General features: G+C 60.3%; 10 protein-coding genes. 2 read left to right on the top strand and 8 right to left on the bottom strand.

The features are described 5' to 3' along the window. Positions 1-10: 10 nt before the first annotated feature. From ACMYUN_RS16240 to ACMYUN_RS16225, 4 genes are all read right to left on the bottom strand, one after another. Positions 11-1,108: a polyamine ABC transporter substrate-binding protein gene (locus ACMYUN_RS16240; protein ID WP_051600552.1), complete on the bottom strand. Its 1,098-nt coding sequence runs from the start codon at positions 1,106-1,108 to the stop codon at positions 11-13. A gap of 186 nt (positions 1,109-1,294) precedes the next feature. Further along, on the bottom strand, positions 1,295-2,407 hold the full coding sequence (locus ACMYUN_RS16235; RefSeq protein WP_039757472.1) for a polyamine ABC transporter substrate-binding protein: 1,113 nt from the start codon (positions 2,405-2,407) through the stop codon (positions 1,295-1,297). Between the two features lie 171 nt (positions 2,408-2,578). Then, positions 2,579-3,943 (bottom strand): aspartate aminotransferase family protein, encoded by a 1,365-nt coding sequence (locus ACMYUN_RS16230; RefSeq protein ID WP_039757470.1) that lies wholly within the window; start codon positions 3,941-3,943, stop codon positions 2,579-2,581. A 56-nt stretch (positions 3,944-3,999) separates the two neighbouring features. Beyond that, complete coding sequence (locus ACMYUN_RS16225) at positions 4,000-5,358, bottom strand: glutamine synthetase family protein (RefSeq protein ID WP_016772658.1); 1,359 nt, start codon at positions 5,356-5,358, stop codon at positions 4,000-4,002. 728 nt (positions 5,359-6,086) lie between these two features. Between ACMYUN_RS16225 and ACMYUN_RS16220 the strand changes: the two genes are divergently transcribed. Both ACMYUN_RS16220 and ACMYUN_RS16215 read left to right on the top strand, forming a co-directional pair. Continuing rightward, positions 6,087-7,463: a glutamine synthetase family protein gene (locus ACMYUN_RS16220; protein WP_039757469.1), complete on the top strand. Its 1,377-nt coding sequence runs from the start codon at positions 6,087-6,089 to the stop codon at positions 7,461-7,463. 285 nt (positions 7,464-7,748) lie between these two features. Further along, on the top strand, positions 7,749-8,375 hold the full coding sequence (locus ACMYUN_RS16215; RefSeq protein ID WP_039757467.1) for a TetR/AcrR family transcriptional regulator: 627 nt from the start codon (positions 7,749-7,751) through the stop codon (positions 8,373-8,375). Positions 8,376-8,542: 167 nt separating this feature from the next. Here ACMYUN_RS16215 and ACMYUN_RS16210 read toward each other — a convergent pair whose 3' ends face one another. From ACMYUN_RS16210 to ssuD, 4 genes are all read right to left on the bottom strand, one after another. After that, positions 8,543-8,758 (bottom strand): TOBE domain-containing protein, encoded by a 216-nt coding sequence (locus ACMYUN_RS16210; protein WP_003229256.1) that lies wholly within the window; start codon positions 8,756-8,758, stop codon positions 8,543-8,545. 106 nt (positions 8,759-8,864) lie between these two features. Beyond that, complete coding sequence (ssuB, locus tag ACMYUN_RS16205; RefSeq protein ID WP_415761125.1) at positions 8,865-9,671, bottom strand: aliphatic sulfonates ABC transporter ATP-binding protein; 807 nt, start codon at positions 9,669-9,671, stop codon at positions 8,865-8,867. After that, entirely contained in the window at positions 9,668-10,450 is a 783-nt protein-coding gene (gene ssuC / locus ACMYUN_RS16200) for an aliphatic sulfonate ABC transporter permease SsuC (protein ID WP_027610511.1), read from the bottom strand. Before ssuC ends, ssuB begins: the two co-directional genes overlap by 4 nt. A 9-nt stretch (positions 10,451-10,459) precedes the next feature. Next, positions 10,460-11,608: an FMNH2-dependent alkanesulfonate monooxygenase gene (gene ssuD, locus ACMYUN_RS16195; RefSeq protein WP_016772653.1), complete on the bottom strand. Its 1,149-nt coding sequence runs from the start codon at positions 11,606-11,608 to the stop codon at positions 10,460-10,462. Positions 11,609-11,627 lie beyond the last annotated feature (19 nt).

Below are 11,627 nucleotides of genomic sequence, written 5' to 3'. Positions count from 1 at the left end.
AGTTTGTGCGTTATTTGCCCGACTTGACCTTGGTCCAGCTGCGGGTCATCAAACGCTGAATATTGGCTGGCAACTCGGTCGACACGTAGGTCTTGTCGAGGACTGCTTGCGGTGGGTAAACCGCTTCATCGGTGCGAATGGATTGTTCCATCAGCTTGTCCGAACCCGGGTTGGGGTTGGCGTAACCGACGTAATCACTGACCTGGGCGATCACCTCAGGTTTCAGCAAATAGTTGATGAAGGCGTGGGCCTCTTTGACGTTGGACGAATCCTTGGGGATCGCCAGCATGTCGAACCACAGCGCGCCGCCCTCTTTCGGAATCGAATAGGCGATGTTGACGCCCTTCTTGGCTTCCTCGGCACGGTTCTTCGCCTGGAAGATATCGCCGGAGAAACCGATGGCCACGCAGATGTCGCCGTTGGCCAGATCGCCGATGTACTTCGAGGAATGGAAATAGGTCACGTAAGGACGCACCGCGAGCAACTTGGCGGTGGCCTTTTCGTAGTCCTTGGTGTTGGTGCTGTTGGCGTTCAGGCCCAGATAATTGAGCATGGTCGGCATCATTTCATCAGCCGAATCGAGGAACGCGACACCGCAGCTGTGCAGCTTCTTGATGTTTTCCGGCTCGAACAGCACGGCCCACGAATCGATCTTGTCGATACCGAGCACGGCTTTGACCTTGTCGACGTTGTAGCCGATGCCGTTGGTGCCCCACAGATACGGGACGGCGTAGAGGTTGCCGGGATCGTTCTGCTCCAGGCGCTTGAGCAGCACCGGGTCGAGGTTGGAATAATTCGGCAGTTGCGCCTTGTCGAGCTTCTGGAACGCGCCCGCCTTGATCTGCTTGCCAAGGAAGTGGTTCGACGGCACGACCACGTCGTAACCGGTACGCCCGGCCAGCAGCTTGCCTTCCAGGGTTTCGTTGGAGTCGAAAACGTCGTAGACCGGTTTGATCCCGGTCTCTTTCTCAAAGTCGGCCAGGGTCGATTCGCCGATGTAATCCGACCAGTTATAAATATGCACCGTACCGGCGGCCTGGGCTCCGACAGCGATTGTCAGGCCGGCAGCGACCAGCAGGGCTTTGCGCAAAGAAGAAAATACAGGCAAGTGGAGGTCCTCTAAATGGATTGGGCCCAAGTTGCCCCGCGCTGCATGACAGCCATGGCTGCCCGACAACAAAACCGGCGCGCAACTTACCCTCGAAAAACCGATCCAGCAAAACTTTCTGTCATTTAATTATCCGCTGGCCGCCGTCGCGACGACGACGGCCAGTGGTTGTGGCGACAAACCGGCTTATTTGCCCGATTTGATCTTGGTCCAGCTGCGGGTGATCAGGCGCAGCGTGGCGGCGTCCAGATCGCTGATCGCATAGAGCTGTTTCTTCACTTCAGCCGAAGGGTAGATGCTCGGGTCGCTGGTGATGTCCTTGTCCACCAGAGGCGTCGCCGCCTTGTTGCCGTTCGGGAAACGCACGGCGTTGGTGATGCCGGCCATCACTTGCGGCTCCAGCAGGTAGTTCATGAACTTGTAGGCGGCTTCGACGTTTTCGGCATCCTTGGGAATGGCGACCATGTCGTAGAAAGTACCGGCGCCTTCTTTTGGAATGGTGTAGGCCAGCTTGACCTTGTCACCGGCTTCCTGAGCGCGGGTCTTGGATTGTTCCAGGTCACCCGAGTAACCGACGGCGACGCAGATGTTGCCGTTGGCCAGGTCGGAGATGTACTTGGAAGAGTGGAAGTAGGCAACCGAAGGACGAATCTTCAGGAACAGGTCTTCGGCGGCTTTCAGGTCAGCCTTGTCCTTGCTGTTGGTCGGCTTGCCCAGATAGTGCAATGCCGCCGGAATCATTTCGGTCGGCGCATCGAGGAAGCTCACGCCGCAGCTTTTGAGTTTCTCGATGTTTTCCGGCTTGAACACCACGTCCCACGAATCGATCTTGTCGATGCCCAGTGCAGCCTTGACCTTGGCCGGGTTGTAGCCAATGCCGATCGAGCCCCACATGTACGGGAAGGCGTGTTTGTTGCCTTGGTCGCTGGCATCGCCAACGGCCTTGAGCAGGTCTTCGTCGAGGTTTTTCCAGTTTGGCAGCTTGGACTTGTCCAGCTCCTGGTAGACGCCGGCCTTGATCTGCTTGGCGAGGAAATTGTTGGAAGGCACCACGATGTCGTAACCGGACTTGCCGGCCAGCAGCTTGGCTTCCAGGGTTTCGTTACTGTCGAAGACGTCGTAGACGACTTTGATCCCGGTGGCTTTTTCAAAGTTGGCCACGGTGTCCGGCGCGATGTAGTCGGACCAGTTGTAGACGTGCAGTACCTTGTCGTCCGCGTGCACCGCACCCGCCATCATGCCCGCCATGGACAGCGCGAGCAGAGTCTTGCCAGCTAGCTTTTTACCTAATGCCTTCATGCGTCATGCTCCAAATTTTTCTTTTTTGAACCACTTTGTTCAGCGGCCGAACCCGGACAACTGGAACCGCGGCTAGTCTGGCAAGATCCGAGGCGGTCTTTCAACAAAAGACCAGCCTTTCTGACAGCTTTGAGCGAGTGCGCCGCAGCTCCCCCGCTCAAAGCCTAGCACCTAGGCCTGCAGCACACCGAGGGTCAGGTCCAGACACTTGCGTGCCTTTGTAACCAACTCATCGATCTCGGCTTTGCTGATCACCAGCGGCGGCGCGATGATCATGGTGTCGCCTACCGCGCGCATGATCAGGCCATTGTCGAAGCAGAACTGCCGGCAGATCATGCCAACGCCCTTGCCCTCGTAACGCTTGCGCGTGGCCTTGTCCTGCACCAGCTCAATCGCCCCCAGCAGACCGACGCCGCGAACTTCACCCACCAACGGGTGATCGTTCAGCTCGCGCAGACGTTTCTGCAAATACGGTGCCGTTTCGTTGTGGGCGTTCTCGATAATTTTTTCGTCGCGCAGGATGCGGATGTTTTCCAGACCCACCGCTGCGGCCACCGGGTGGCCGGAGTAAGTGAAGCCGTGGTTGAAATCGCCGCCTTCATTGAGCACGGCCACCACCGAGTCACGCACGATCAGCCCGCCCATCGGGATGTAGCCTGAGGTCAGGCCCTTGGCGATGGTCATCATGTGCGGCTTGAGGTCGTAGAAATCGCTACCGAACCACTCACCGGTACGGCCGAAACCGCAGATCACTTCATCGGCAACGAAAAGGATGTCGTACTTGGCGAGGATTTCCTTGATGCGCGGCCAGTAAGTGTCGGGCGGAATGATCACGCCGCCGGCACCCTGGATCGGCTCGGCAATAAAGGCCCCGACGTTGTCGACGCCGACTTCGAGAATCTTTTCTTCGAGCTGATTGGCCGCCCAGATGCCGAACTCTTCCGGCGACATGTCACCGCCTTCGGCGAACCAGTACGGCTGCGCGATGTGGACGATGCCCGGGATCGGCAGGTCGCCCTGCTCGTGCATATAAGTCATGCCGCCGAGGCTCGCGCCGGCCACGGTAGAACCGTGATAGCCGTTCTTGCGGCTGATGATGACTTTCTTGTTCGGCTGACCTTTGATCGCCCAGTAGTGACGGACCATGCGCAACATGGTGTCGTTGCCTTCGGAGCCGGAGCCAGTGAAGAACACGTGGTTCATGCCTTCCGGCGCCACGTCGGCAATCGACTTGGCCAGTTCCAGTGCCGGCGGGTGGGCGGTCTGGAAGAACAGGTTGTAGTACGGCAGCTCGCGCATCTGTTTGGCAGCAGCATCAGCCAGCTCATCGCGACCGTAACCGATCGCCACGCACCAGAGCCCGGCCATGCCGTCGAGGATCTTGTTGCCTTCGCTGTCCCACAGATAAACACCCTTGGCATTGGTGATGATCCGCGGGCCCTTCTCTTTCAGTTGCTTGAAATCGCTGAACGGGGCCAGGTGATGATCACTGCTGAGTGCTTGCCACTCGCGGGTTTGCGGGTTGTTGCTGGTCATGCCAATTCTCCTTGTTATCGGTGAAGGCGCGACGGCTGGCCGCCGCGCCGGGCGTATCAGACGGCGAAGAGCAGGTACTCACGCTCCCAGGAACTGATCACGCGCTTGAAGTTTTCATGCTCGGCCCGCTTGACCGCGACGTAGCCGGTGATGAAGGTCTTGCCGAGGTACTTCTCGATGGTCGCGCTGTTTTCCATACGCTCCAGCGCGTCCTCGATGGTCAGCGGCAGGCGCAGGTTGCGGCGCTCGTAACCACGGCCGACCACTGGCGCGCTCGGGTTCAGGCCCTCGACCATGCCGATGTAACCGCAGAGCAGGCTGGCAGCGATCGCCAGGTACGGGTTGGCGTCGGCGCCCGGCAGGCGATTTTCCACGCGACGGTTCTGCGGGCCGGCATCCGGCACGCGCAAGCCAACGGTGCGGTTCTCCTCGCCCCACTCGACGTTCACCGGTGCCGAAGTGTCCGGCAGGAAGCGGCGAAACGAGTTGACGTTCGGAGCGAACAGCGGCAACAGCTCGGGGATCAGCTTCTGCAAACCACCGATGTGGTGCAGGAACAGTTGGCTCATCGTCCCGTCTTCGTTGGAGAAGACGTTCTTGCCGGTCTGAATGTCGATGATGCTCTGGTGCAGGTGCATGGCGCTGCCCGGCTCGCCGGTCATCGGCTTGGCCATGAACGTCGCCGCTACATCGTGTTTGAGCGCGGCTTCGCGCATGGTGCGCTTGAACACCAGAATCTGATCGGCCAGCGACAGCGCGTCACCGTGACGGAAGTTGATTTCCATCTGCGCCGTGCCGTCTTCGTGGATCAGCGTATCGAGGTCCAGCTCCTGCAATTCGCACCAGTCGTAGACGTCTTCGAACAGCGGGTCGAATTCGTTCGCCGCTTCAATGGAGAACGACTGTCGACCGATTTCCGGACGGCCCGAGCGGCCGATCGGCGGCTGCAACGGATAGTCGGGGTCGTCGCTGCGCTTGGTCAGGTAGAACTCCATTTCCGGCGCGACGATCGGCTGCCAGCCCTTGTCGGCATACAGCTTCAAGACTTTCTTGAGGACGTTGCGCGGCGACAGCTCGATCGGGTTGCCTTGCTTGTCGTAGGTGTCGTGGATCACCTGCGCGGTCGGCTCGATGGCCCACGGCACCAGGTACACGGCGTTCTGGTCGGGACGGCAGATCATGTCGATGTCGGCCGGGTCGAGCAGTTCGTAATAGATGTCGTCTTCGACGTAGTCGCCGGTCACGGTCTGCAGCAGCACGCTCTCCGGCAGACGCATGCCTTTCTCGGCGATGAACTTGTTGGTCGGCGAAATCTTGCCCCGGGTGATCCCGGTCAAGTCGCCGATCATGCATTCGACTTCTGTGATCTTGCGGTCTTTCAACCAATCGGTGAGCTGGTCGAGGTTGTTACTCATAAATGCCTCTGGGCTGAGTCTCCTGACGCAATGTCAGGCAATTTTGACGCTTGCGGCGTCGCGTTAAAGGGGGCTTGCTCGCGCAGTGCCGGCTTACGCCTGGCACCGCGCATAGACAATGAAAGAGGAGCTTACCTGCCCTTGACGCTGGCGTTGCATTTCCCGTGCACTTTGCAAACGTGCAGAATCACAGGCACGACGCTGAGTGCGGCACGGGCTTTGGGAGGGAAAGAGTTCTATAGTGGAAGGAGACGCCATAAAGCGGAAGCTGTGTCCGACGTCCAGAATATCGGACGCTGCCGTTTTTCCCGATGCTGACGAGAGTCTCGTCGACAGGCTGCGCGCCTTGCTGGCTGCGCTCCGGACGGATGGATCGCCACTGATGTGATGAGCATGCAGACCGGACTGTTGCGAGCAGTCGGTGATGCCGATTAACGGCAGGCGAGACATGAAGCACCCCGGTATTATTGCTGTTATGGGTTTGACCGGAGCTTAGCCTTGTTCATTTTTTTACACAACACCCCCGTAAAAAATACAACACGGCCTGCTCAAGCCCGCAGCTGAGCAACGTTCAAGGTTGGAAAAAACGCCCCAAAGTGCCCCATAAATGCCCCTCAAGCGCTTTTTCGGGGCATAAAAGGCCTCGCTTGACTTCGGCAGGCCGTTCGGGTTGACTGAAACCAGAAAAGATCAATGATTGATATTTTTAACAACAAAGGTGTTGCATCATGTCGGTACCCCCGCGTGCCGTTCAGCTTAACGAAGCGAACGCGTTCCTTAAGGAACATCCTGAGGTTCTGTACGTTGACCTTCTGATTGCGGATATGAATGGTGTGGTGCGCGGCAAGCGCATTGAACGCACCAGCCTCCACAAGGTTTACGAGAAAGGCATCAACCTGCCGGCCTCTCTATTTGCCCTGGATATCAACGGCTCCACGGTGGAAAGCACCGGTCTGGGCCTGGACATCGGCGACGCCGATCGTATCTGCTATCCGATCCCCGATACCCTGTGCAACGAGCCATGGCAGAAGCGCCCGACCGCGCAGCTGTTGATGACCATGCACGAACTCGAAGGCGATCCGTTCTTCGCCGATCCCCGTGAAGTGCTGCGCCAAGTGGTGACCAAGTTCGACGAGCTCGGCCTGACCATCTGCGCCGCCTTCGAACTCGAGTTCTACCTGATCGACCAGGAAAACGTGAACGGCCGTCCGCAGCCGCCACGCTCGCCGATCTCCGGCAAACGCCCGCACTCGACCCAGGTCTACCTGATCGATGACCTCGACGAATACGTCGATTGCCTCCAGGACATTCTGGAAGGCGCCAAAGAGCAAGGCATCCCGGCCGATGCGATCGTCAAGGAAAGTGCCCCGGCGCAGTTCGAAGTGAACCTGCACCACGTCGCCGACCCGATCAAGGCCTGCGACTACGCGGTCCTGCTCAAGCGTCTGATCAAGAACATCGCCTACGACCATGAAATGGACACCACCTTCATGGCCAAGCCGTATCCGGGCCAGGCGGGCAATGGTCTGCACGTACACATTTCGATTCTGGACAAAGCCGGCAAAAACATTTTTGCCAGCGAGGATCCCGAGCAGAACGCCGCGCTGCGTCACGCGATCGGCGGTGTGCTCGAGACCCTGCCGGCGCAGATGGCTTTCCTCTGCCCGAACGTCAACTCCTACCGTCGCTTCGGCGCGCAGTTCTACGTACCGAACTCGCCGTGCTGGGGCCTGGACAACCGCACCGTGGCGATTCGCGTACCGACCGGTTCGGCCGATGCCGTACGTATCGAGCACCGCGTGGCCGGTGCCGACGCCAACCCGTACCTGCTGATGGCTTCGGTACTGGCCGGCGTGCACCACGGCCTGGTCAACCAGATCGAACCGGGCGCGCCTGTCGAAGGCAACAGCTACGAACAGAACGAACAGAGCCTGCCGAACAACTTGCGCGATGCCCTGCGCGAGCTGGACGACAGCGAGGTGATGGCCAAGTACATCGATCCGAAGTACATCGATATCTTCGTCGCCTGCAAGGAAAGCGAGCTGGAGGAGTTCGAACACTCCATCTCCGACCTTGAGTACAACTGGTATCTGCATACCGTTTAAGCGGATTGCAGTTTCAGGAAAACGCCGTTGGCTGATTCAGCCAGCGGCGTTTTTTTATGGCCGAACACAAAACCTGTGGCGAGGGGATTTATCCCCGTTGGGTTGCGAAGCAGCCCCAAATCCATCCCACTCGGTGTGTCAGGAATACCCGGCTCTCAGGGTTTACGACTGCTGCGCAGCCGAACGGGGCGGTGCGACGATTCGCTAAATCCCCTCGCCACCGGGTACTGGCAGACAACACAGGAACCGCCTCGTACAATGCCCGCTGCCCCGCAGGAGACTTCCATGACGCGTCCCGCCACCGTCCGCAAACCCCGTGCCCGCAGTCAGGCGCGGATCGATTCGATACTCGATGCCGCACGCACGCTGCTGGCGGCCGAGGGCGTGGCCAGTCTGTCGATCTACAGCGTCGCCGAGCGCGCGCAGATCCCGCCCTCCTCCGTGTATCACTTCTTCGCCAGCGTCCCGGCGCTGCTCGAAGCGCTGACCGCCGATGTCCACGCAGCATTTCGTGCTTGCCTGCAAGCGCCGATCGATCACGATGCGTTGCGTGACTGGCGTGACCTGTCGCGACTGGTCGAACAGCGCATGCTCGAGATCTACGACCAGGATGCGGCTGCGCGGCAATTGATCCTGGCGCAACACGGCCTGACCGAAGTGACCCAGGCTGACCGCCAGCACGACCTCGAACTGGGCGACCTGATGCACAAGCTGTTCGACCAGCATTTCGAGTTGCCGAGGCTGCCGGACGATGTCGATGTGTTTGCCCTGGCGATGGAACTCGGCGACCGGGTGTATGCACGTTCGGTGCAGCAACACGGACAGATCACCTCGCGCATGGCCGAGGAAGGGATGCGGGTGTTTGATGCCTATATCGGGTTGTACCTACCGCCGTATCTACCCAAGCGCTGAGACATGATCGTTCCCACGCTCTGCGTGGGAATGCAGCCCGTGACGCTCCGCGTCACTGGACGCGGAGCGTCCCTAGAGGCATTCCCACGCGGAGCATGGGAACGATCGACAGGCACAAAAAACCCCGCAGGGCTCACACCCTCCGGGGTTGTTTTTTGCTCATCGGCTCACAACTTGGCGATCGACACCTCGGTGGATTTCACAAAGGCGATCACTTCGCTACCCACGACCAACTCCAACTCCTTGACCGAGCGGGTAGTGATCACCGAAGTAACGATGCCCGAAGCGGTCTGCACGTCGATTTCCGACAGCACGTCACCGAGAACGATTTCCTTGATCGAGCCTTTGAACTGGTTGCGCACGTTGATGGCTTTGATAGTCATGATATTTCTCCTGAGGTCGAAATAAGCTGCAAGGGGCAAGCTACAAGCGACAAGTAAAAGCACAGTGCTTCTACTTGCAGCTTGCAACTTGTAGCTTGCAGCTGCGTCATTGCGCCCAACGCAATTGCGTAGGCAGGGGTGAAACGGGTTCCGGCGCCGGCGGTTCGCCGGGCAGGGACAAAACACGGTTGAGCACTTCGGTTTCCAGCGCGGCGAGGCGATGCGAGCCGCGCACCCTTGGGCGCGGCAGTTCGACGTGCAGGTCGAGGCCGACTTCGCCGTCCTCGATCAGGATCACCCGATCGGCAATCGCCACCGCTTCACTGACGTCGTGGGTCACCAGCAGCACGGTAAAACCGTGTTGCTGCCAAAGCCGTTCGATCAGTTGCTGCATCTCGATGCGGGTCAGTGCATCCAGTGCGCCGAGCGGTTCGTCGAGCAGCAGCAGACGCGGTTGATGGATCAGCGCCCGGGCCAACGCCACGCGCTGCTTCTGGCCACCGGACAATGCTGCCGGCCACTCATTGGCGCGATCAGACAGACCCACTGCGTCCAATGCATCCAGCGCTTGCTGGCGCCAGTTGCCCTTGAGGCCGAGACCGACGTTGTCGATGATCCTTTTCCACGGCAGCAGCCGCGCTTCCTGGAACATCAGCCGCGTATCGTCGCGCGCCTGGCTGAGCGGCGCGGAGCCGGCCAGCAGCTCGCCGCCAGTGGGTTGATCGAGGCCGGCGAGCAAGCGCAAGAACGTGCTCTTGCCACAACCGCTGCGCCCGACCACGGCGACAAACTGCCCCGCCGGAATGTGCAGATCGATGTCGCGCAGCACTTGGCGCGTGCCGAAGGTTTTCTGCAGGTTGCGCACCGCCAGCGGAATCCCGCGCAACAGGCGTGGAGGTTGTTGAGCGGTCATGCCGCACCTCCTTTGGCAACCTGATAGGCCGGATGCCAGCGCAACCACACGCGCTCAAGTCCACGGGCGGCGAGGTCGGCGAGTTTGCCCAGCACCGCATAAAGCAAAATCGCCAGCACCACCACGTCAGTCTGCAAAAACTCTCGGGCGTTCATCGCCAGATAGCCGATGCCGGAGCTGGCCGAGATGGTTTCGGCGACGATCAGCGTCAGCCACATGAAGCCCAGGGCGAAGCGCACGCCGACCAGAATCGACGGCAGCGCACCCGGCAGAATCACCTGCCAGAACAGGCTGAAACCGCTCAAGCCATAACTGCGCGCCATCTCCACCAACGCCGGGTCGACGTTGCGGATGCCGTGATACGTGTTCAGGTAAATCGGGAACAACGTGCCCAGCGCCACAAGAAAAATCTTTGCCGACTCGTCAATGCCGAACCACAGGATCACCAGCGGAATCAGCGCCAGATGCGGCACGTTGCGGATCATCTGTACCGAGCTGTCGAGCAGGCGCTCGCCCCATTTTGACAGGCCGGTGATGAAACCCAGCACCAGGCCAATGCTGCCGCCGATCGTAAACCCGAGTGCCGCGCGCCAGCCGCTGATCGCCAGGTGCGTCCAGATCTCGCCGCTGCGTACCAGACTGACGCCGGCCTCGATCACCGCCACCGGTGCCGGCAGAATCCGTGTCGACAACCAGCCCGCCGACACCGACAGCTGCCACACCGCCAGCAGCAACACCGGCAACGCCCAAGGCGCGAGGCTGTGGATAAATTTGTTCATGGCCGCGCCTCAGCTCTGCGATGCGGCTTTGGGCAGGATGTCGTTCGCGACCATCTCGCCGAACGGGCTCACATAACCGGCGCTCTTCGGCAGTTCCGGGCGTTCGACGTCGAGGTGCGGGAACAGCAGCTCGGCCACCCGATACGATTCTTCGAGGTGTGGATAACCGGAGAAGATGAAGGTGTCGATGCCCAGATCCGCATATTCCTTGACCCGCGCTGCCACGGTCGGGCCATCGCCGACCAGCGCGGTACCGGCACCGCCGCGCACCAGACCCACTCCGGCCCAGAGGTTCGGGCTGACTTCAAGGTTGTCGCGGCTGCCGCCGTGCAGCGCGGCCATGCGTTGCTGGCCGACCGAGTCAAAACGCGCCAGCGACGCCTGGGCACGCTGGATGGTGTCGTCGTCCAGGTGCGAGATCAGCCGGTCCGCCGCCTGCCAGGCTTCGGCGTTGGTTTCACGGACGATCACATGCAGACGAATGCCGAAGCGCACGGTACGGCCGAGCTTGGCGGCTTTGGCCCGGACTTGTGCGATCTTCTCGGCCACCGCGGCCGGCGGCTCGCCCCAGGTCAGGACCATTTCCACTTGCTCGGCAGCCAGATCCTGCGCCGCTTCCGAAGAACCACCGAAATACAGTGGCGGACGCGGTTGCTGGATCGGTGGATAGAGCAGCTTCGCGCCCTTCACGCTGATGTGCTCGCCGTCGTAATCGACGGTTTCGCCTTCCAGCACACGGCGCCAGATGCGGGTGAATTCCACCGAGGCCTGATAGCGTTCTTCATGGTTGAGGAACAGGCCATCGCCGGCCAGTTCTTCCGGGTCGCCACCGGTGACCAGATTGAACAGCGCGCGCCCGCCGGACAAGCGATCCAGCGTCGCTGCCTGCCGCGCCGCGACCGTCGGAGAAATGATCCCGGGGCGCAAGGCAACGAGGAATTTCAGACGCTGGGTGACCGGAATCAGCGAGGCCGCGACCAGCCATGAGTCCTCGCAGGAACGCCCGGTGGGAATCAGCACACCGCCAAACCCCAGACGATCCGCCGCTTGGGCGACCTGTTGCAGATAACCGTGATCAACCGCGCGGGCGCCTTCGGCGGTGCCAAGGTAATGGCCGTCGCCGTGAGTAGGCAGGAACCAGAAAATATTGAGGCTCATGGAGTGGTCTCCTTATGGA

The sequence above is a fragment of the Pseudomonas sp. CP4 genome (genome assembly GCF_047758505.1).
Classification (GTDB): domain Bacteria; phylum Pseudomonadota; class Gammaproteobacteria; order Pseudomonadales; family Pseudomonadaceae; genus Aquipseudomonas; species Aquipseudomonas fluorescens_AO.
This window is presented reverse-complemented; position numbering and strand designations above follow the sequence as displayed.